This is a genomic window from Litorivivens sp. (assembly GCF_057445395.1).
This window is the reverse complement of the sequence record NZ_JBVBUV010000012.1, coordinates 14186-35264: the sequence shown is the minus strand read 5'-3', so window position 1 is coordinate 35264 and position 21079 is coordinate 14186. Positions and strand designations below refer to the sequence as shown.

The window sequence follows — 21079 nt, the reverse complement described above, 5'->3', positions numbered from 1 at the left end:
TGACTCCTTTGCTCGTTACCATTGATATTCCACCGCTACGCCGTAGCTTCGATTCGCATCTGACGAAACGTTATGCACCAGATCGCGTCGGTCGTTAACCAGACTCAGCGGTACAATCGAAGCAACGTACATTTCATCGAACAGGTTTTTTACGTAGGCGGCAATCTGAAACCTGCTTGCACTGCTCAACCATCCAACGCGTAAATCCCAAATGCTGTAGGCGTCGTGGATGGTCAGCGGATGCTGATCATTGGAGAACTGAACCTCATCCTGCCAGCGACCGGTGAGCTGCGCATACAGCGTTTGTCCCAACTCGCCATAAACGTGGTCATACCGTGACGTCAGCGATGCACTCCACTGCGGCGCGTTCGCCAGTGGTTTGCCCGCAACATCCTGCGCATCGCAGGTACCGTCACCGTCGCGGTCAATCGCGCCGCCTTCATCTCCGCGTTGCCCCTGAAAACACTGAGTAACAAATTCTCTGTAGACCGCCTTGTTGTAGAGCACGGAGCCAACCAGTGTCACCGGATTAACCGGCCGGGCCGTAAATTCAATTTCCACCCCTTTGGTTTCCAACTCACCAGCGTTATCAAGCCGGAAGGACGCCAGCGAACCCGGGCTGTCTAGGTCTGTGATCTGCGCCTGAAAATCTTCAAATGTTGTATGAAAGGCAGCCACATTCAGTTCCAGCCGGTTGTCCAGAAGACGGCTTTTCAGACCCAGCTCGTAGGTCAGTGCGGTCTCCGGGTCCACCGGGTTATCAAGCGCCGACTGACTGTCCGACGCATCAAGATCAATTGCCGACCCTCGATAACCCGTCGCCACAGTGCCATAAACCGTGCTGTGCTCGCCCCAGTCGTATTGCAGGGACAGACGACCCGTCGCAGCGGTATCCTTCACCGTGGTGCCTCCCGGCCCAAACCGGCTCGACATCAACTCGGTGTCTGTTGCCGTGTGTGCCACACGCGAAAAACGCTCCAGCGTATCGACAATTACTTCGTCGCGTATGTAACGGGCTCCAGCCGTCAGATGCCAGCGCTCATTCAGATGCCAGGTCGCCTCTGCGAAAACACCGAGATTTCTTGTTTCAACAATCTGGAAGCTGTCCTCTCTCTGATTGAACGCATCCGAGCCTCCGAGCATGGCCGCCGGCACAGCTGGCAGCGGCACGCCCGGCGCCAGTACCGTCGCAAAAAATGCCGCGGGCAGATCGTCTACCGTGCGGGAAAAATCGCGTTCGATCCGGTTGTCGAACCAGAGCACACCAGCGGTGTACTCAAGCACCTCGCTGTCAGCGGATGTAACGCGAAACTCTTGAGTAAAGGTGTCGATAGACTGCTCAGCGCCGTTGCTGGTCAGGTCGACACGCTGACCATTGAGCCCGTCAGTACTGATATTATCGCTGGTGTCGGCGGAACGGAACGCGGTAATTGACGACAGCGATACCGCACCAAGCTCCCAGTCCAGCGCCAGGGTCGACGCCAGGCTTTCGGTGTCATAGCGGTTGGTTCCAAAGGTCTTGCCGCGCCGGTTTTCCTCACTGGGTTCGATTGGCTGCAGTCGTTGCGCCAGCTCTGGGTGGGCACTGCGAAATACCACCGGTGGCGTTTCGCCATCGGTGCGTTCGAGCTCCAGATCGAAACGCACCATCAATTCGGCAGAAGGATCCCAGCGCAACTTGCTGCGCAGACCATAGCGCTTGACGTCCGGGAGATTGCTATCGAAGTTGATGTCTTCATAGACACCTTCGCTTTGCTTATAAAACCCGGTCAATCGCAGACCAATGGTATCGGTCAACGGACCACTGACCGTTGTTTGCACCTTGTAAAGGCTGCCGGGCCAGTCTGCATTTTTTTCGGTATTTACTTTCAACCGAGCTTCAAACTCCGGCGCCGGATCACGGGTGATGACGTGAATCAGACCGGCAGAGGCATTCTTGCCGAAAAGGGTTCCCTGCGGTCCGCGAAGCACCTCAATGCGCTCGATATCCGCAAAATCAAAATTCGCCAGACTGTTGCGCGCCAGCGGCACACCGTCAAGCATTACCAAAACATTGGGCTCTACTGCCGAGCTGAATACGTTTGTACCCACACCGCGTACACGTATTGAACCGCCGCTGGGCGAACCGTCGGGAGTCATGCGTACTGACGGAACAACCTTGGTAAGGTCTTCGATCGTGTTGATTTCATTGTTTTCTATGAAGGCGCGACCCACAGCGGTCACTGCCATGGGAACGTCCTGCAGGCTTTGCTCCCGCTTCTGGGCAGTAACAATCACTTCTTCAAGCTGCGCCAGTGCCGATGGCGTCAGCGCCAGCGAGACCGCAGCGATTGCGCTGGGCAATAGGTGGATTTTCATGGTGGTAACCTGCATGTTCTTATGGAATCCCTCGATTCTGCGCCAGTATCCACTGAACAGGAACAGACCCTTCTGCTATATTGCAGTCATTTCCTGCTACGCAGGTCGCCGGATTGCTTATGCTCGCAGTGCCATGCCCAGCTCTTCACTGACTATCTTCGCCGCCATGTGCTACCGGCTGCTGGCAGCCGACGGCAATGCGCACCCTCCTGATGAAACCGAAGTTGCAGCGGTACGCGATGTGGTGGGTGGGCATTTCAATGCCGAGGAGCTATTGCAGCTCAGCATGAGCATTCGCGCCGGAGCCGCTTTTACTCGCCAGCGGCAGTATCTGTTATCGCGCTGGCAGCCGGTAATGGAAGACGAATTCGGTGACGCCGAAGCCCAAGCCTTTCTCGACGATTACTTCAAGAATCCGGATTTTCCGTTTGAGTCCAACGGCATCTTCGATAACGGTCTGGTCACCAGTCGCACCCGCACCTTACGCGGCAATTTCAGCGACAGTGAGAGCGCCTATAGCGGGAATATGCCTTGCTGGACCTTGCACCTGACTCTGGAAGGGCGGGCTCTATTCATCAGTGAAGACCGCGAGTGGGAGGCAATACCCGGAGATCTGATGCTGTTTCGACCCAACGCCAGCTACCGCTACGGCCGCCATCCGGCCGCCGAGCTCTGGGATCACTACTGGGTTCTGTTCCAACCCCGCAGTCACTGGCAGGGCTGGCTTGAATGGGACGATGGCACGCCGGGATTGCAGCAGCTGCGACTTACGCAGGCCCATCAGCGCCAGCAGATCCTGAGCGCGTTTGAACGCCTGCTTGCACTTAAAGATGATGCTCCCCCCTTCCTCAAGGATCTGCAGCATACGGCACTGGAGGAAATACTGATTCGCGCTGCGGGCATCTGCCAGAACCAGCCACGACACCGCGATAGCCGGATTGATCTGGCCTGTCGTTTTATGGAAGAAAATCTCGCCACAGCCTTTCGCATTGAAGATGTAGCAGAAGCTTGTAATCTGTCGGCCTCTCGTCTGGCTCACTTGTTCAAAGATTATATGGGCATCAGCGTCAAAGCCTGGATTACCAGTATGCGGCTGCAGGAAGCCCGACGACGCCTCATCTACTCAGACGCCAACATTAGCCAGATCGCCTATGCCGTGGGATTTGAAGATTCCAACCTGTTTGCCAAAAACTTCAAGAAGAGCATTGGCTGTACACCGCGCGAGTTTCGCCAGTCGTTTACCAATCGTCCAGACTGATCGCTGCTGACAGCTGGACATCCCTCGAAGATCGGCCCACATGCACACGGTAGTCGCCCGCTGTTCGCACCCAGCTCGCGCTGATCTCATCGTAGTGCGCAAGCTGATCCAACGGCACCTCAAAATCGAGCCGTCGCCGCTCTCCCGGCGCCAACCGCACTTTGACGAAACCCTTGAGCGCCTGGGGCGGGCAGGATTCCACCGGGCTACCGATATAGAGCTGCGCCACTTCCGAGCCCGCACGCTGCCCCGTATTGGTCAGCTGACAGCTTATCCGCAACACCTCATCGTCAGCGCCCAGTTCACAGAGGAGATCACTGAATGCAAAGCGGGTATAAGTCAGGCCGTGACCAAACGGAAACAGCGGTGCAATACCGGCATAGTCAGCGTAGCGGTAGCCGACAAAACACGCTTCGTCGTAGTGAACCACATTGTTTTCTCCTGGAAACGTGCGCAGCGATCGGTGCGCGGGGCTGTCGGCCAGACGCGCCGGAAAGGTGACAGGCAGTCGGCCGCCGGGTTCAGCATCACCAAAAAGCACCCGGGCAATGGCGCTGCCTCCTTCCATTCCCGGATACCAGGCCATCATCACGGCCGCCACCTCGTTTAGCCACGGCATGGCTACCGGGGCGCCGCAAAGCAGCACCACCACAGTGTTGGGATTGACGGCTGCGGTCTTGCGGATCAGGGCATCCTGTGCGCCGGGCAGGGCCAGTGCCTTGCGATCTACCCCCTCCGAATCCAGCCCGGGCCTGTGACTCAGGCCCGCAAACACGACAGCGACATCGGCTTCTTCGGCTGAACGCACAAACGTGTAGCGGCCCTTATTTTCCCGGCGCATTCCGGCCAGCGGAGTAACTTCGTAAGGAGGCCATACCCCGGCGCTGCCGCCCCACAGGGGAAAGCAGTTGCGCGAGGCCAGTTTAGGGCCCAGCAGGGCAATTCTCAGGCCGCACCGCGGTGCCAGGGGCAATACTGCATCCCGGTTTTTAAGCAGCGTAAAGCTTTCCTCGGCCATTGTCCGCGCCAGTTGCTGATGAGCCGGGGTGTTGCGACGCCCCGCTGACGGCGTATTGTCGAGATGCCCGGTCAGCGCCATCACCCGCAACAGATCGGCTACGCGACCGTCGAGTTCCGCCTCGGTCAACTGACCTGCAGCCACGGCATTGCGCAGATTGCGCGCCTTCAAGCGGCTTCCCTTACCGGGCATTTCCAGATTCAGCCCGGCGCGTAGACAGGCCTGGGCGCTGCTGGTGCGGCGAGCGGCAAACCAGTCACTCACCACAAAGCCACGAAACCCCCATTCGTTCCGGAGCTTGTGTTGCAGCAGGTACTCGCTTTCACAACAGGGAAAACCGTTAAGCGCGTTATAGGCAGCCATTACTGACCAGGCACCGCCGGTTTCGACCGCTGCTTTGAAGGCGGGCAAGTAGCTTTCTTCCAGCGCCTGCTCCGAAACCTTCGCGTCCAGTCGGACACGGTTAGTCTCCTGATTGTTGACCGCCAAATGCTTGACGCAGGCCGCAACACCACGCTGCTGTATGCCCCGGATAATGGGCACCGCAAGGCGGGCATTGAGATATGGGTCTTCACTGAGATATTCAAAAGTACGGCCGTTAAGCGGCGTCCGGGTGATATTGATCGCCGGCCCCAGTAGCACCCGCGCGCCGACGGAGCTGGCCTCATCTCCAACTGCCTCGCCATAGACTTGCAGCAGGCTTTCGTTCCAGCTTGCCGCCTGTGCAATCCCGGAGGGAAAAGCCGTACAGCGGTGCAGCGCTGAGTGAAAGGCGATGCCACGAGGACCGTCCGTCATCTTCATGGGGGCAATACTCAGTCGGGGTACGCCTTGGGTTTTGAACAGGCTTTTGCCGGCACACAACGAAACTTTCTCTGCCAGCGTCAGCCGCTGCAGCAGATCACTAACACGTTGTTCAAGCGGGTCCGATTCAGACATGAGGTAAGGGCCATAGCGTATGATTGCACGGGCCCACCCTATCCGGGAACAGGACACCATAACAGGTGTATAACTGCTGGATCACAGCGCTTTTCTGCTGCAATTCAGTCGCGAGTGGTAGGCCGCACCAGCGCACGCAGCCAGTTCAGGAACCCGTTCCCGGTGAGCACCATCCGGTCTACATCGTCGAAAAAACGCTCCAGTGCCGCCGGGTCTTTAAAATAGTCCGCCCGGGTAATCATCTCACGTTCGGTATCCAGCTGTTTTACCACCTGCGCCGGATTGCCGGCGACAATCACATTGGCTGGCACGTCACGGCTCACCACTGCGCCAGCTGCCACCACCGAATTTTCGCCGATCGTCACCCCTTTGAGCACAGTGGCGTGATCACCCAGCCAGACGTTGTCAGCAATGTGCACGGGTGCCACGCGATCATCGCGTTTGGTACGGTCGTATACACCGTGCCAGTCGCAGTCGGTGATATAAACACCATTGGCCATCATTACGCTGTGCCCGATTTTGATCTCATCGCTGGCTGAAATTCGCGTACCAGGACTGATCATCGCGTAGTCACCTATTTCAATGCGTCCCGCATCTGGCTCTCGGCCCCACACGCCTATTTTTACCCGATTATCAGGCTCGCCAATGATCGTTGCGCATTTACCAATGGATATATTCGGCCCGGAAATTGAAATGTACCAAGGCTTCATACACGTGTGATAATCCCCCAGGTAATCGCAAGCAGGCTTTAGAAAGTGATTGGTATACCAGCGCCGAAAGCGCAGATAGTTCTTTTTCACCCAGTATGGGCGTCGGTCCTGACGCATGCCTTTTCTCTTTATGTAAATAATAAGTGCGGGAGGCCGAAAGTTTGACAAGCCAGACCGCAAAGGGCAACTCGGTACGTGCAGTTACCAGTAATCAGTCTGGTATACACGACAAATTAGAAGAAGAAGTGCGCAAACACCTGCGCAGTAGATTTTTAAAGCCGTACGCTGAGCACAATGTAACCGCCTTTGAGCACGCAGGCTGCTGGCTTGAGCAGCAACGCAAACCGCTGCTGTTAGATTCCTATTGCGGCACCGGGGAAAGCTCCGTCTGGCTGGCGCAGCAACACCCCGATTGCGCGGTGATTGGTATTGATAAATCGTCTGCTCGGCTGAGCAAACAAAAACGCCTGCCAGAAAACTGTCTGCTGGTGCGCGCCGATACCGACGACATCTGGCGTCTGGCGCACGACGCAGGCTGGCAGCCACGGCAGCATACCCTGCTTTACCCCAATCCCTGGCCTAAATCCGAACACCTGAAACGTCGGATTCACACATCTCCTCTCTTCCCCACCTTACTAGCGCTTGGCGGCAAGCTGGAGCTGCGCACCAACTGGCGTATCTACGCAGAAGAGTTCTGCGCGGCGTTAAAAATTGCCGAAATTCCTGCCCATGCGAGAAAACTGGAGATTAATCAGCCAATTACTGCTTTTGAACGGAAGTATGCTGGTGCCGGTCAAACTCTGTGGCAAGTGGCTGTGCGATTGTCATCGCCCCCACTATCCCCGCTATAATGCAACAGTACACATCGAGGAAGGGATCATGAGCGCCGAACCGTTCAGAGCCGCGAGCACCACTGACAGCATCTGGCATTCCATCCGCAACGAAACTGCGGAAGAGGTAAAGCACGAGCCCGTGTTGGCCAGCTTCCTGCACGCCACGATTTTAAATCATGACTCACTGGAAACAGCCTTGAGTTTTCACCTGGCCAACAAACTGGATTCGCCAACCGCATCAGCCCTGCTGGTGCGTGAGGTTATTGAAAATGCCATGGCGGCCGACCCGACCATTGGCGAGGCCATGCGCGCTGATATTGCCTCGGTCAAACAACGCGATTCTGCCTGTGACAGCCTGTCCATCCCCTTTCTCTATTTCAAAGGTTTTCACGCCCTGCAGTCGTACCGGATAGCCCACTGGCTGTGGAACCAGGGCCGCGAATCGCTAGCACTGTTTTTTCAGAACCGAATTTCCTGTGAATTCGGGGTAGATATTCACCCGGCTGCCAAAATCGGCCGCGGCATCATGCTCGACCACGCTACCGGCGTGGTAATAGGTGAAACCGCCGTGGTAGGCAACAACGTGTCCATCATGCAATCCGTGACTCTCGGAGGCACGGGCAAGGAACACGGCGACCGCCACCCGAAAATTTCAGACGGCGTACTGATCGGCGCCGGTGCCAAGATCCTCGGCAATATCCGTGTGGGCGAGGGTGCCCAGATAGCTGCCGGCAGCGTTGTATTGAAAGACGTCGAACCGCACACCACGGTAGCCGGCGTGCCCGCCAAGGTGGTCGGCAAACCGGACTGTGACCAGCCTGCGCTCGAGATGAATCACCGGGTGTGTTGCGGGGATGATTGAGCGGCGCTCTAGGCACCGCTCACGATGCGAACTTTCAGGGCGTGCAGTTAGGCCTGTAACCAGCCGAGCGCGCCTGCTTATAGATCTGCTGCATTTCTGGCATTAACGCCTGCAAGTCAGAAATGCGTGTTTCATGGGAGGGGTGAGTCGACAGAAACTCGGGCGGCTGCCCCTGAGAGGCCGCCGCCATGTTGTGCCACAATTCAATGCTGGCCTGCGGATTAAAGCCCGCCTGCGCCATTAATTGCACTCCGATATTATCTGACTCAGATTCCTGCAAGCGCCCATAGGGCATCAGCACACCGTACTGCGAGCCAAGACCCAACGCGGCCATCACCGTCTGCTGGCCCGCACCTTCACCTATCAATGCACCAATGATTTGCTGGCTGGACTGGGACACGAACTGCATCGACATTCGCTCAGCGCTATGTTGTGCCATCACGTGACCCACTTCGTGGCCAATAACGGAGGCTAGCTGATCCTGATTCTTAGCGACTTTCAATAGCCCGGTATGCACGCCGATTTTCTTGCCCGGCAAGGCAAACGCGTTGGCGCTTTTCTCGTCAAATACGACCACCTCCCAACCACCGCGATGTTCTGCCGGCAGCGTATTGGTAATAGCATCGGCAACACAAGTGACATATTGATTGACCTTGCCATCGCGCTGCACCGGTGTTTGCTGCTTCATCTCATCAAAAGCGGTGGCGCCCATCGTCGACATTTCGGCGTCGGAAAAAATTACAAGTTGCCGTCTGCCCGTTGGTGAGGTGGTGCAGGCTGCAATCAGTAAACCCACAAAAACCATTATCAGCGTGCGCTTCATGCCATGTATCCTTGAACAATCAATGCGGATTCGCATGGTATCACAGCCAAAAGAAACAACATGAAACGGGTTCACGATGGCCACAAAAATTCAGCGCTGCAGCTGGTGCGGCGACGACGAATTGTACTGTACCTATCACGATGAGGAGTGGGGCGTGCCGCTCAGCAATGAGCAAAAGCTGTTTGAATTCCTGGCGCTGGAATCAGCCCAGGCGGGGTTGTCTTGGATCACCATCTTGCGCAAACGGGAAAACTACCGCAAAGCGTTTAAACAGTTTGAAATAGCGACAGTCGCCAGGTTCACGAAAGCCAGCGTTGAGCGCCTGATGCTTGACCCGGGGATAGTGCGCAACCGCGCCAAGATAGAAGCCACCATCAACAATGCCCAGCGCTTTCTCGAGGTACAGGCGGAGTACGGCCGCTTTGCACTTTACCTGTGGGATTTTGTCGATGGCTCACCGCAGCAACCCGCGCGCCGCGCCATGAAAGACATTCCCGCCACCACCAGTCTCTCGGACAAAATCGCAAACGACCTGAAAAAACGCGGGTTTAAATTCCTTGGGAGCACCACGGTCTACGCCTTCATGCAGGCTACAGGCATGGTTAACGATCACATTGTCACTTGCCATCGTCACCCCGTATGCGTTGAACTGGGCAAAAGGTTCACAGTCTGAATAGATAGGCGACAGGGGAAAGAGCATGAAACACACATTTTTACTGGGTATGTGTCTTTGGCTGACCGCCTGTTCATCCGTGCCGGTTGAGACTGACTTCAACCCCACCGCCCCCTTCAACAGCTATCAGCGCTACCACTGGCAAAGTGAAACCAGCGGTGGTGACCGCAGTGTCAGCCCTTTTCATGTTGAGCGCGTGCGCAACCAACTACAAACCCTGCTGCAACAACAACGCTATCAGGAAGCCGGGCGAACCGAAAAGCCGGATTTTCTATTGCGTTACTATCTTAGTGAGCAGATTGAGGGCCATGGTCGAGGCCGTAACACCCGTGGCTCCGTTGGCCTGGGCAGCGGTCGCGGGGGTTTTGGTCTGGGTGTATCGGTAGGTTTTCCGCTGGGGAGCAGCCACCCGGAACGAAAACTGCGAGTCATCGTGGATATTCTCGATGGCCATAGCAAGCAGCTTAGCTGGCGTGGTATTGCAGTCGTAGACGCGGATGATTCACCGGAAAAAGTAGGGGAAGCTATTGAGAGCGCGGTCAGCGCCATCTGGGCAAAATACCCGCCAGGCCGTTGATGACGACAGCTGACAGCGCCCCGCTGTTACTGATGATACTCAGCAGACAGTTCGCGGACACACTCAATAAATGCTCCGGCGTGTGCCGGATCAACTTCTGGTGTAATGCCGTGTCCCAGGTTGAATACATGACCTGTGCCGTGACCAAAGCTTTTCAGAATGGTAGCCACTTCCTGACGTATACGCTTAGGTGAGGCGTAGAGCATGGTCGGATCCATATTGCCCTGCAACGCGACCTTGTCGCCGATACGCTTGCGCGCCTCGCCGATATTGATCGTCCAGTCCAGACCCACCGCCTGACACCCGCTGGCGGCAATGCTTTCCAGCCACAGGCCGCCATTTTTGGTAAACAAGATACAGGGAACTTGCCGACCCTCATGCTCTTTAATCAGGCCATCGACAATCTTCTGCATGTAGTGCAGGGAAAATTCCTGATAAGCCGCAGCACTCAGGGTGCCACCCCAGGTATCAAAAATCTGTACCGCCTGAGCCCCGGCCTTAATCTGACCGTTTAGGTAGGACACTACCGATTGAGCCAGCTTGTCGAGCAGACCGTGCATCAGTTCCGGCTGGTCATACGCCAACGCCTTGGTGGTGCGAAAATCCTTGGAGGAGCCGCCTTCAACCATATAGGTGGCCAACGTCCACGGACTGCCCGAAAAGCCAATTAGTGGCACTCGGCCATTCAGTTCGCGGCGAATGGTGCGCACGGCATCCATCACATATCCGAGATCTTTCTCTGGATCAGGTATCGGCAATGCATCCACATCTGCCTGAGTGCGAACCACTTTTTTGAAACGTGGGCCTTCGCCAGTTTCAAAGTACAGCCCCTGCCCCATGGCATCGGGTATGGTCAGAATATCGGAAAACAGAATAGCGGCATCCAGCGGGTAACGCTCCAATGGCTGCAGGGTTACCTCGCAGGCGAGCTCCGGATTCATACACAGCGACATGAAGTCACCGGCTACCGCTCGGGTCGCGCGGTATTCAGGCAAGTAACGCCCTGCCTGACGCATCATCCACACCGGCGTATAGTCGACGGGTTCACGCAGCAGAGCGCGAAGGAAAGTATCGTTTTTTAGGGTGCTCGTCATTACTGGCGCTCCGCCTGCAGTGTGGGTGACTTCTGGGAAGCATCGGGCGTCAGGCTCCTGACGCCCGATGAGAAGCTCAGACTTTCAGGTAATCCAGAATACCTTCAGCCGCCTGTCGACCTTCCCAGATCGCAGTGACCACCAGATCTGATCCGCGCACCATATCGCCGCCAGCGAATACTTTGGCATTGCTGGTCTGGAACTTGTATGTCTGCTCTTCCGGAGCAACTACGCCCTGCCAGTCATTCAGGTTAATGCCAAACTCACCGAACCAGTTCGGCGGGCTGGGGCGGAAACCAAAGGCGATCAGCACCACGTCGGCGGGAATCACTTCTTCGCTGCCGGGGATTTCCTCGGGGCGGCGACGACCATTCTCATCGGGCTCACCCAGACGTGTGGTAACCACCTTAACGCCTTCTACTTTGTCACCACCGACGATGGCAACGGGCTGGCGATTATAGAGAAACTGCACGCCCTCTTCTTTTGCGTTAACCACTTCGCGGCGCGAACCCGGCATGTTTTCTTCGTCGCGGCGGTAGGCACACACAACGCTCTCGGCGCCTTGGCGAATGGAGGTACGGTTACAATCCATGGCTGTGTCACCACCACCAAGAACAACCACCCGCTGGCCACGCACGTCGATAAAATCGGTAGCGTCTGTTTCCCAACCCTGGTTGCGATTCACATTGGAAACCAGAAATGGCAAGGCATCGTATACGCCGGGCAGATCTTCACCGGTAAAGCCGCCCTTCATGTAGGTGTAGGTACCCATACCAAGGAAGACGGCATCGAACTCATCCATCAGTTCCTTCGGCATGACATCTTTGCCCACTTCGGTATTGAGACGGAACTCGATACCCATGTCTTCAAATACCTGGCGACGGCGCGCCATGACAGATTTTTCGAGTTTGAACTCGGGAATACCGAAAGTGAGCAGACCACCGATTTCCGGGTATTTATCGAACACTACCGGCTTAACGCCCGCGCGTACCAGTACGTCAGCACAGCCTAACCCAGCTGGCCCCGCACCAATAACGGCAACTTTTTTGTCAGTCCAGACACGCTCTGACAGGTCTGGTCGCCAACCCATGGCCAGCGCGGTGTCGGCGATGTATTTTTCGGTAGAGCCGATGGTCACTGCACCAAAACCGTCATTCAGGGTACAGGCCCCTTCGCACAAACGATCCTGCGGGCAAACCCGCCCGCAGACTTCTGGCAGGGTGTTGGTCTGATGCGACAGCTCAGCGGCCTCAAACAGGTTGCCCTCACTGACCAACTTCAGCCAATTGGGAATGTAGTTGTGCACAGGGCACTTCCACTCACAATAGGGGTTACCACAGGCAAGGCAGCGATCTGCCTGCGAGGCGACCTGTTGCTCGCGATAGGGCTCGTATATCTCGACAAACTCGGCCTTGCGCACATCGATGGCTTTTTTGTCCGGGTCTGCGCGACCGACATCGATAAACTGGAAATTATTACTCTGACGTTCCGTCATAAAATTACCTCAATCCTTCCCCGCTCAACCTATTCCGGACGCTGGCGTGTACTCGCCAGCAGGGCTCCCAGGCTCGCCGCCTTGGGTTTGACCATCCAGAATTTGGCAATGTAATCGGAGAAGTTCTCCAGAATTTCGGCGCCCCAGGCTGAGCCAGTTTCGGCTACAAATTCCTGAATATTGGCGCGCAGATGTGAGCGATAGGCTTCCATCGACTCGGATGTAATACGGCAGATCTCGACCAGCTCGCTGTTGTAACGATCCACAAAGCGATGCTCAAGATCCAGCACGTAGGCAAAACCGCCTGTCATACCAGCACCGAAGTTGACGCCCGTGGGGCCCAACACGGTGACGTTGCCGCCAGTCATATACTCGCAGCAGTGATCACCGGTGCCTTCGACAACCGCATGGGCCCCGGAGTTTCGAACACCGAAGCGCTCACCAGCGCGGCCACTGGCAAACAATCGACCGCCGGTGGCACCGTAGAGACAGGTATTACCAATGATCGCGGTATCCTGCGACGCAAACCGGCTGCCTTTGGGCGGATAAACCACCAGCTTGCCGCCAGCCATGCCTTTGCCTACGTAATCGTTGGCATCACCTTCAAGGTACATATGCAGGCCGCCAGCATTCCACACGCCGAAGCTCTGGCCGCTGGTGCCCGTCAGGCGAAGGGTAATAGGCGCATCGACCATGCCATCGTTGCCGTAACGCTTGGCAATTTCGCCTGACAGGCGGGCACCGATAGAGCGATCGCAGTTGGTCACGGTAAATTCAAATTCACCGCCGCGCTTGTTCTCAATCGCATCCAGTGTGGCCGCAACCATGGCCTCGGCCTTTTCACCCTTGTCGAACGGGGCGTTCAGAGCAACCTGACAGAATTCAGGCTGACCTTCAGCGTCGACGTCTTTGTGCAAAATCGGCGACAGGTCGAGTTTGCCGTGCTTCTCGGTAGCCCCTGCATGCTGCTCCAGCAGGTCGGTGCGACCAATCAGCTCATCCATCGTCCGAATGCCAAGGCTAGCCATCAGTTCCCGGGTTTCCATAGCCATGAACCTGAAGAAGTTCACCACCATATCCACGGTACCGATAAAGTGCTCGTCGCGCAGGCGACCATCCTGCGTTGCGACACCCGTGGCACAGTTGTTCAGGTGACAGATGCGCAGGTACTTACAACCCAGCGCTACCATCGGAGTAGTACCAAAACCAAAACTCTCGGCGCCGAGTATTGCGGCTTTCACCACATCCAGACCGGTTTTCAAACCGCCGTCTGTCTGTACGCGTACCATGCCACGCAGACCATTGCCGCGCAGCGTCTGCTGGGCTTCAGCCAGACCAAGTTCCCAAGGAGAACCCGCATAGCGAATTGAGGTAATCGGACTGGCAGCCGTGCCGCCATCGTAACCGGAGATCGTGATCAGATCCGCATAGGCTTTGGCCACACCGGCAGCAATCGTTCCGACGCCGGGTTCAGATACCAGTTTCACAGACACCAGCGCCGCTGGGTTAACCTGCTTCAGGTCAAAGATCAGCTGCGCAAGATCCTCGATAGAATAGATATCGTGGTGCGGCGGCGGCGAAATCAGTGTCACGCCAGGCACAGAGTAACGCAGGCGTGCGATCAGTTCGTTGACCTTGCCGCCAGGCAGCTGGCCGCCCTCACCGGGCTTGGCACCCTGGGCAACCTTGATCTGCAGCACTTCCGCGTTGACCAGATAATGCGGTGTAACACCAAAGCGACCAGAAGCCACTTGTTTGATCTTCGAATTGCGCTCTGTGCCGTAACGGGCCGGGTCTTCACCGCCCTCACCGGAGTTGGAGCGACCGCCAAGCCGGTTCATGGCCGTCGCGAGCGCCTCGTGGGCTTCTGGGCTCAACGCGCCCAGCGACATACCGGCCGAGTCAAAGCGCGGCAGGATGTTCTCGATGGGTTCTACCTCATCCAGCGGGATGGGCTTGGCGTCCTTCAGTTTCAACAGATCGCGCAGCGTCGCTACCGGACGCTCATTCACCAGTTGGCTGTAGGCCTTCCAGCGAGTGTAATCGCCGGTCTGCACCGCGTCCTGCAAGCCCTTCACCACATCCGGGTTAAAGCTGTGGAATTCTTGGCCGTGGACAAACTTAAGCTGACCACCGGGGTTAATCGGCTTGCGTGGAATCCAGGCCAGCGTAGCCAGAGCTTCCTGATCCTTTTGCAGCTCACCATAGTCCGCACCTTTGATACGGCTGGCGGTGCCACGGAAACACTGCTCTACAATTTCATCGTCCAGGCCGATAACTTCAAACAACTGGGCGCCCCGATAGGATGCAATGGTCGAGATACCCATCTTCGACAGGATCTTCATCAGCCCTTTGTTGATGCCTTTACGGTAAGCGGTATGGCACTGATTGGTATCGCCCACCAACTCACCGGTACGCAGCATGTCATTAATCACGCTGTAGGCCATGTACGGGTAGACAGCAGTTGCACCGTAACCAAACAGACACGCCAGCTGATGGGAATCGCGGGCGCTGCCGGACTCCACCACAATATTGGCGTCGCAGCGCAGGCCCTGCTTTATCAGGTGGTGATGCACCGAGCCGGTTGCCATCAGCGAGTGAATGCTGACAAGCCCTGGCTCTATATCGCGGTCGGTCAGCAGCAGGATGGTCTTGCCGCTGTTTACAGCAGCTACCGCTGTGTCGTTCAGCGCCTTGATGGCACTGCGCAAGTCTGTGGTGGCCGGATCGTAGGTGAGGCTGATGCGCTCCACCGAGAAATTCGGGTTGTTAAGCTCCAACAGACGCTGGAACTTGTCCGGCGACAGAACCGGGCTGGACAGAATCAGGCGTTCGGCGTGATCAGCTGTTTCTTCAAAAACGTTCTTTTCGCGGCCCAGACAGGTTTCCAGGCTCATCACGATCGCTTCGCGCAGCGGATCAATTGGCGGGTTGGTTACCTGCGCGAACTTCTGGCGGAAGAAATCGTAGAGCGGACGCTGCTGGCGAGAAAGCACTGCCATGGGTGTATCGTCACCCATAGACCCAACCGCTTCGTTGCCGGACTCAGCCAGAGGACGCAAGACCTGCTCACGTTCTTCAAAGCTGACCTGAAAGTACTTCTGATAGGCCTTGAGCTGCTCTTTGCCAACCAGATCTGGAACCAGCTCCGACGACAGGGTGGACTCCAGCCGGGTCGCGTGTTCCTTCAGCCACTTTTTGTAGGGCTGTTGCGTTTTCAGCTGAGCGTCGACATCGGCGGTGTGCATCACTTCGCCGGTTTCGGTATCGACAACCAGAATCTGGCCGGGACCGACTCGGCCTTTGGCTATGACATCTTCTGGCTTGTAGTCGTAGGTGCCAATTTCCGAAGCCAGGGTAATGAAACCATCAGTGGTCGTAACCCAGCGCGCCGGGCGCAAACCATTGCGATCGAGCATACACACAGCGTAGCGACCATCGGTCAATACGATACCCGCAGGGCCATCCCAAGGCTCCATATGCATGGAGTTGTATTCGTAAAACGCCTTCAGGTCCGCGTCCATGTGCTCCATGTTCTGCCAGGCTGGTGGCACAAGCATGCGCACAGCGCGAAACAGCGGCATACCGCCAGCAACCAGCAATTCCAGCATATTATCCAGGCTGGAAGAGTCGGAGCCGGTGCGGTTAACCAGAGGGGCAATAGACTCTACCGGCGGCAGCAACGGGCTGGAGAATTTGGCGGAACGGGCTTCTGCCCAGTTACGGTTGCCTTCAATGGTATTGATCTCGCCATTGTGGGCCAGCATCCGGAAAGGCTGCGCCAAGGGCCAGCGCGGCAGGGTGTTGGTGGAGAAGCGCTGATGGAAGACACAAATAGCGGTTTCAAGTCGCGCATCACCCAGATCCGGGTAGAACTTGGGGAGATCCACCGGCATCATCAGGCCTTTGTAGGACAGCACCGAGGATGACAGGCTACAAATGTAGAAGTCAGCGTCGTTCTTCAGTGCGTTTTCTACACGGCGACGCACCACATAGAGCTTGGTGCACAATTCCTGATCACTGGCCGCATCGCTGTTGATGAAGACCTGCTCAATGCGTGGCAGGCTTTCAATCGCGATTTCACCGCACACGGAAGGGTCGTGCGGCACTTCGCGCCAGCCCACACATTCCAAACCCTGCTCCGCCAGCGCAGTTTCCATGGCCTTACGGGCAGCGTCCGCCTTCGCGGTATCGGTGCTCAGGAAAATCTGGCCAATCCCGTATATGTCGCTCAGGGTGGCGGAAAACGCTTCGTCTGCGAGGGTACGCAGGAAACTGTCAGGTTTCTTGAGCAACAGGCCGCAGCCGTCACCGGTTTTACCGTCGGCAGCAATCCCGCCCCGGTGCGTCATGCAGGTCAAGGACTCGATGGCTGTCTGCAGCAACTTATGGCTGGGCTCACCCTGCATATGGGCAATAAGGCCAAAGCCACAGTTGTCACGCACATCCTCAGGTCTGTACAGGCCTGTACTCATAAATCGACTCTCGCAAAAAAACTCAGAAAATCAGAAAGATAGCTATAGCAGTCGCGCTCCAATGCCCGCAGACACCGGAAAAAAGGAGGGACATTCTACACGCCTGGCGCATAGGCGACAAATTTGCCCGCAAAATAGGCGGTATAAATAAACTTTTTGTCAGTTAAAACAAATACTTAATTTCCCCGGATGGCAGCCACTACAGCATCCTGTGGCACCGCATCGGTGACTATGGCCTCACCAATACCGGATAACAGCACCAGCCGCAGACGGCCGTCCAGCACTTTTTTGTCGCGCGCCATCAGGGTCAAAAATTGCTCAGGGCTCATATCCGCCGGTGGCGCAACCGGCAGGGCCGCGCGCTCCAGCAGACGAGTGAGGCGCTCTACCTCAGCCCTGGGCAGCCACCCCAAGTCCGCCGACAATCGTGTAGCAATCACCATGCCAGCTGCCACGGCTTCGCCATGCAACCAGCTGCCATACCCGGTGGCGGTCTCAATGGCATGCCCAAATGTATGCCCCAGATTGAGAATCGCCCGACGGCCCGACTCTCTTTCATCCTCAGCAACGACCTTCGCTTTGTTTTCACAGGAGCGCAGAATCGCCTCCGCCAGCAGCTCGCCATCTCTGGCAAGCAGTGCATCCCAGTTGGCCTCAAGCCACTCGTAAAAAGGCACATCGGCAATCAGACCATACTTTAGAACTTCGGCCAATCCGGCCGCGTACTCGCGAGCAGGCAGGCTTTTCAGCGTATCGGTATCAATGATCACGCATTGGGGCTGGTAAAAGGCACCTATCATGTTTTTACCCAGCGCGTGATTAACCCCGGTCTTGCCCCCGACCGAAGAATCCACCATAGAGAGCAGCGTGGTAGGCAATTGGATAAACGGCACGCCACGCTGGTAGCTGGCTGCGGCAAAGCCGGTCATGTCGCCAACAACACCACCACCCAAAGCGATCAGCGTGGTACTGCGTGAATGATTGTCTTCAAGCAAACGATCAAATATGTGATTCAAGTATTCGAGGGTTTTGTATTGTTCTCCATCGGGCAGAGTGACAACACTGACTTTCTTACCCTCAAGCCGCGCGAGAACGGCATCCAGATACAACGGCGCGATCGTCTCGTTGGTGACAACGCAAGCCTGATTGCCACGAACAAATGACGGCCAGTTGTTATCAGCCAGCAGGCGCGGCGCAATGCGAATGGGATAGCACCGCTCGCCCAGATCCAGGGTTAGTTCTCGCATGGGGGAATATTCTGCCAAGTAAATGGCTATTGTAGCGTTTTCCGGGGAATTCAGGCCAGCAGGAGACGCTTCAATTCTGTCGCCACCGCGCGCGGCGTGCGCCCATCGGTGTCGATAATGATATGCGCCACCTCTCGATACAAGGGATCCCGAACCGCCATGAGTTCTTTGAGTACCTTGCGGGGGTTGGCATTTTGCAGCAGTGGGCGCTTTTTATCTTTGGCGGTACGGCGAACTTGCTCATCAACGGAAGCGTAGAGATAAATCACAGTGCCGCGCGCCATCAGCTGACGGTTTTCGGGACGCCCTATGACACCGCCGCCAGTGGAAACCAGCACACCGTCTCGCAGAGAGAGCTCCTCAATCATCGCTGTTTCGCGTTCTCGAAATCCGGCCTCGCCTTCCTTGTCGAAAATCCAAGGAATGTCGACACCGCTGCGCTCTTCAATCTCGCGGTCGGCGTCACGGAAATCCAGATGGAGGTCGTCGGCCAACAGCCGACCAATTGTGCTCTTGCCAGCCCCCATAGGGCCGACAAGGAACACGCGTTCATGCTTCATAGAGTTATTCGACGAGGGTATCGGCCAATATACGCGGCGTGATGAAAATCAGCAGCTCGGATTTATCCTGCTCAACCTGAGTACGCTTGAACAGGCGGCCAATATAGGGGATATCACCCAAGAACGGAACCTTGGTCGTAGAACTGATATCGGTGGTTTCATAAACACCACCCAGAACCACAGTTTCACCATTGCCCACGAGCACCTTCGTTTTCAGCTCAGTGGTATCAATGGTCGGCACCTGACCACCCAACCCAGTCGCGATAACCAACTGCCCTACGGTATCCTGATTGATCAGCAAATCGAGCAAGATGCGGTCATCAGGAGTAATGATCGGGGTGACATCCAAACTGAGCACCGCCTCCTTGAAAGCGATGGTGGTCTCGCCATTGGACGCAGACTGCGGATAGGGAATCTCGGTACCCGCTTTGATGATAGCCGGCTCTTTATCACCAGTAATCACCTTCGGCTGGGACACTATTTCACCGCGCCCCTTGGATTCCAAAGCGGACAACTCCAGATTGAGGAACACATCATCGCCGATAAAGCCCAGCGCAAATGAGCCCGCCGCGCCCGCGACACCCAGGTCGGAAATCATACCCGGCACCACTTCATACGATGGATTACCCGCATTAATGGCATCAATCAGGTTGCTACTGGTTTCGTTGTTTTCTTCAATCGTGCCATTGGCTGACACGATATTGTCGGAATTGACCTTGGTGTAGGCACCACCCCAGCGCACCCCCAGACTCTGATCGAAATCTGAATTGGCTCGCACAATGCGCGCTTCAATCTGAACCTGCCGAATGGGCACATCCACCTGCTTGATAAGACGGCGAATCTCGTCGAGCTTCTCTGACGTTTCCGTAATCAGCAACGAATTAGTACGTGCTTCCAACACCACACGTCCGCGCTCAGACAGAATATCCTCACCATCATCATCTTCATCTCGCCCGCTGCGATTCGTTCTACGCTGAAACAGGGTCAGCAGATCTTTGGCATCCGCATAGCGGATGCGGATAAATTCACTGCGCAGAGGTGCCAGCTCACGCACCTGCTTCTGGGCCTCGATTTCCTGACGCTCACGTTCGGCAATTTCCGCCGCCGGTGCGACCATCAACACGTTGCCCACCAGGCGCTTATCCAAGCCCTTGGTTTTCAGCACTAACTCCAGTGCCTGATCCCAGGGAACATTTTTCAACCGCAATGTAATACTGCCAGTTACCGTATCGCTCGCCACCAGGTTCAGCTCGGTGAAATCCGCGATCAGCTGCAGTACGGCACGCACTTCAATGTCCTGAAAGTTCAGCGACAGCTTTTCACCAACATAAGCAAACTCTTTACGGCGCTCTTCCACTTCCGCCTGCGTCAGTGGCTTAACGCTGACCACATATTCATTGTCGGTCTGGTAGGCCAGGTAGTCGTAATCGCCGCTGGATTTAATTTCAAACCGCGTGCCTTTCGCCGTTCTTGTCGCGTCGATAAGTTGAACCGGAGTCGCAAAATCGCCCACGTCATAGCGACGACGCAATTGGTCAGGTAGCGAGACTTCGGAAAATTCCACAAAAATCTTGGTGCCCTGCTCATACACATTGATATCAGCCTTGGGATCTTTCAGGCTCAATACCAGCATGCCCTCACCATTCTGGCCACGCTTGAAATCCATGTCGGTTATGCGGTTGCCTGAAGCCGTTTCAACTTTCTGATCGCCCCGCGACACTTGCTGCAGCGTACCCGCCGTCTGCTTCAGGTAGTCAGACGAGATTTCGCCCACTTCAACCACCAGGTCATTGCCTTCAACCCGCGTAAGGTAGGGTGCCAGCTCAAGTAGATTCAGTACCAGACGGGTACGACCATTGCCTTCAAGGACAATGGCGCTACTGGCATTGCCATAAGACAGCGGGAATTTTTTCTGTTTCAACGAACTAGACACATTGGGCAAGTCCAGCGCGATCCGGGCCGGTTTCTCAATGGTATAGCCTTTGGGCTCGGGGGGGGTTGAATCAAAGCTTAACCGCGCCTCAAAGCGACCACCCTGCAATGACGAGAACTGAATATCTTTCAGTTCACTCGCTAAGAGCGGATGTGAGAGGATCAAGCAGACCACCCAAAGCAGGTACCGCTGCAAATTACGTGGCTTAATGATGTTCATGACTT

The 21079-nt window shown here is 56.1% G+C and carries 15 protein-coding genes; 5 read left to right on the top strand and 10 right to left on the bottom strand.

What is annotated here, in order from left to right; translation table 11 throughout:
- Positions 1-15: 15 nt before the first annotated feature.
- Positions 16-2358, bottom strand: a complete 2343-nt coding sequence (locus AC222A_RS05810; protein ID WP_486774732.1) for a TonB-dependent receptor — start codon at positions 2356-2358, stop codon at positions 16-18.
- A 133-nt stretch (positions 2359-2491) separates the two neighbouring features.
- Between AC222A_RS05810 and araC the strand changes: the two genes are divergently transcribed.
- Positions 2492-3616, top strand: coding sequence for an arabinose operon transcriptional regulator AraC (araC, locus tag AC222A_RS05805; protein ID WP_372749089.1), 1125 nt, complete (start codon positions 2492-2494; stop codon positions 3614-3616).
- Here araC and AC222A_RS05800 read toward each other — a convergent pair.
- Both AC222A_RS05800 and AC222A_RS05795 read right to left on the bottom strand, forming a co-directional pair.
- Positions 3597-5573, bottom strand: coding sequence for a beta-glucosidase (locus AC222A_RS05800; RefSeq protein WP_486774731.1), 1977 nt, complete (start codon positions 5571-5573; stop codon positions 3597-3599). The genes araC and AC222A_RS05800 overlap by 20 nt on opposite strands.
- Positions 5574-5677: 104 nt before the next feature.
- A complete protein-coding gene (locus tag AC222A_RS05795; protein ID WP_372749091.1) occupies positions 5678-6400 on the bottom strand; it encodes an acyltransferase in 723 nt (240 codons plus the stop codon).
- Between the two features lie 44 nt (positions 6401-6444).
- Here AC222A_RS05795 and trmB point away from each other — a divergent pair, with 44 nt between their 5' ends.
- Positions 6445-7134, top strand: a complete 690-nt coding sequence (gene trmB / locus AC222A_RS05790) for a tRNA (guanine(46)-N(7))-methyltransferase TrmB (RefSeq protein WP_372749092.1) — start codon at positions 6445-6447, stop codon at positions 7132-7134.
- A gap of 28 nt (positions 7135-7162) precedes the next feature.
- Complete coding sequence (gene cysE / locus AC222A_RS05785) at positions 7163-7978, top strand: serine O-acetyltransferase (RefSeq protein ID WP_372749093.1); 816 nt, start codon at positions 7163-7165, stop codon at positions 7976-7978.
- A gap of 34 nt (positions 7979-8012) precedes the next feature.
- Here cysE and AC222A_RS05780 read toward each other — a convergent pair whose 3' ends face one another.
- Complete coding sequence (locus AC222A_RS05780; RefSeq protein WP_372781503.1) at positions 8013-8801, bottom strand: M48 family metallopeptidase; 789 nt, start codon at positions 8799-8801, stop codon at positions 8013-8015.
- Positions 8802-8877: 76 nt separating this feature from the next.
- Here AC222A_RS05780 and AC222A_RS05775 point away from each other — a divergent pair, with 76 nt between their 5' ends.
- Positions 8878-9474, top strand: a complete 597-nt coding sequence (locus AC222A_RS05775; protein ID WP_372758798.1) for a DNA-3-methyladenine glycosylase I — start codon at positions 8878-8880, stop codon at positions 9472-9474.
- Between the two features lie 25 nt (positions 9475-9499).
- Positions 9500-10051 (top strand): DUF4136 domain-containing protein, encoded by a 552-nt coding sequence (locus AC222A_RS05770; protein WP_372758797.1) that lies wholly within the window; start codon positions 9500-9502, stop codon positions 10049-10051.
- Positions 10052-10077: 26 nt separating this feature from the next.
- Here AC222A_RS05770 and hemE read toward each other — a convergent pair whose 3' ends face one another.
- From hemE to AC222A_RS05740, 6 genes are all read right to left on the bottom strand, one after another.
- The gene (hemE, locus tag AC222A_RS05765) at positions 10078-11145 is read right to left on the bottom strand and encodes a uroporphyrinogen decarboxylase (RefSeq protein ID WP_372747618.1); all 1068 of its coding nucleotides are present in this window, start codon (positions 11143-11145) and stop codon (positions 10078-10080) included.
- A gap of 76 nt (positions 11146-11221) precedes the next feature.
- On the bottom strand, positions 11222-12640 hold the full coding sequence (locus AC222A_RS05760) for an FAD-dependent oxidoreductase (protein WP_372747619.1): 1419 nt from the start codon (positions 12638-12640) through the stop codon (positions 11222-11224).
- A gap of 29 nt (positions 12641-12669) precedes the next feature.
- The gene (gene gltB, locus AC222A_RS05755) at positions 12670-17115 is read right to left on the bottom strand and encodes a glutamate synthase large subunit (protein WP_486774730.1); all 4446 of its coding nucleotides are present in this window, start codon (positions 17113-17115) and stop codon (positions 12670-12672) included.
- A 176-nt stretch (positions 17116-17291) separates the two neighbouring features.
- A complete protein-coding gene (gene aroB, locus AC222A_RS05750; protein ID WP_372781499.1) occupies positions 17292-18362 on the bottom strand; it encodes a 3-dehydroquinate synthase in 1071 nt (356 codons plus the stop codon).
- Between the two features lie 50 nt (positions 18363-18412).
- A complete protein-coding gene (aroK, locus tag AC222A_RS05745) occupies positions 18413-18922 on the bottom strand; it encodes a shikimate kinase AroK (RefSeq protein WP_372747622.1) in 510 nt (169 codons plus the stop codon).
- Positions 18923-18926: 4 nt separating this feature from the next.
- Positions 18927-21074, bottom strand: a complete 2148-nt coding sequence (locus tag AC222A_RS05740; RefSeq protein WP_486774729.1) for a type IV pilus secretin PilQ — start codon at positions 21072-21074, stop codon at positions 18927-18929.
- Positions 21075-21079 lie beyond the last annotated feature (5 nt).

Excerpts from the sequence above, each read along its gene's own strand:
- AC222A_RS05775 (WP_372758798.1), top strand. The coding sequence starts at position 8,878 with ATGGCCACAAAAATTCAGCGCTGCAGCTGGTGCGGCGACGACGAATTG.
- hemE (WP_372747618.1), bottom strand. The coding sequence starts at position 11,145 with ATGACGAGCACCCTAAAAAACGATACTTTCCTTCGCGCTCTGCTGCGT.
- AC222A_RS05795 (WP_372749091.1), bottom strand. The coding sequence starts at position 6,400 with ATGCGTCAGGACCGACGCCCATACTGGGTGAAAAAGAACTATCTGCGC.
- AC222A_RS05810 (WP_486774732.1), bottom strand. The coding sequence starts at position 2,358 with ATGAAAATCCACCTATTGCCCAGCGCAATCGCTGCGGTCTCGCTGGCG.
- cysE (WP_372749093.1), top strand. The coding sequence starts at position 7,163 with ATGAGCGCCGAACCGTTCAGAGCCGCGAGCACCACTGACAGCATCTGG.
- AC222A_RS05760 (WP_372747619.1), bottom strand. The coding sequence starts at position 12,640 with ATGACGGAACGTCAGAGTAATAATTTCCAGTTTATCGATGTCGGTCGC.
- AC222A_RS05800 (WP_486774731.1), bottom strand. The coding sequence starts at position 5,573 with ATGTCTGAATCGGACCCGCTTGAACAACGTGTTAGTGATCTGCTGCAG.
- aroB (WP_372781499.1), bottom strand. The coding sequence starts at position 18,362 with ATGCGAGAACTAACCCTGGATCTGGGCGAGCGGTGCTATCCCATTCGC.
- aroK (WP_372747622.1), bottom strand. The coding sequence starts at position 18,922 with ATGAAGCATGAACGCGTGTTCCTTGTCGGCCCTATGGGGGCTGGCAAG.
- AC222A_RS05770 (WP_372758797.1), top strand. The coding sequence starts at position 9,500 with ATGAAACACACATTTTTACTGGGTATGTGTCTTTGGCTGACCGCCTGT.
- AC222A_RS05740 (WP_486774729.1), bottom strand. The coding sequence starts at position 21,074 with ATGAACATCATTAAGCCACGTAATTTGCAGCGGTACCTGCTTTGGGTG.
- AC222A_RS05780 (WP_372781503.1), bottom strand. The coding sequence starts at position 8,801 with ATGAAGCGCACGCTGATAATGGTTTTTGTGGGTTTACTGATTGCAGCC.
- araC (WP_372749089.1), top strand. The coding sequence starts at position 2,492 with ATGCCCAGCTCTTCACTGACTATCTTCGCCGCCATGTGCTACCGGCTG.
- gltB (WP_486774730.1), bottom strand. The coding sequence starts at position 17,115 with ATGAGTACAGGCCTGTACAGACCTGAGGATGTGCGTGACAACTGTGGC.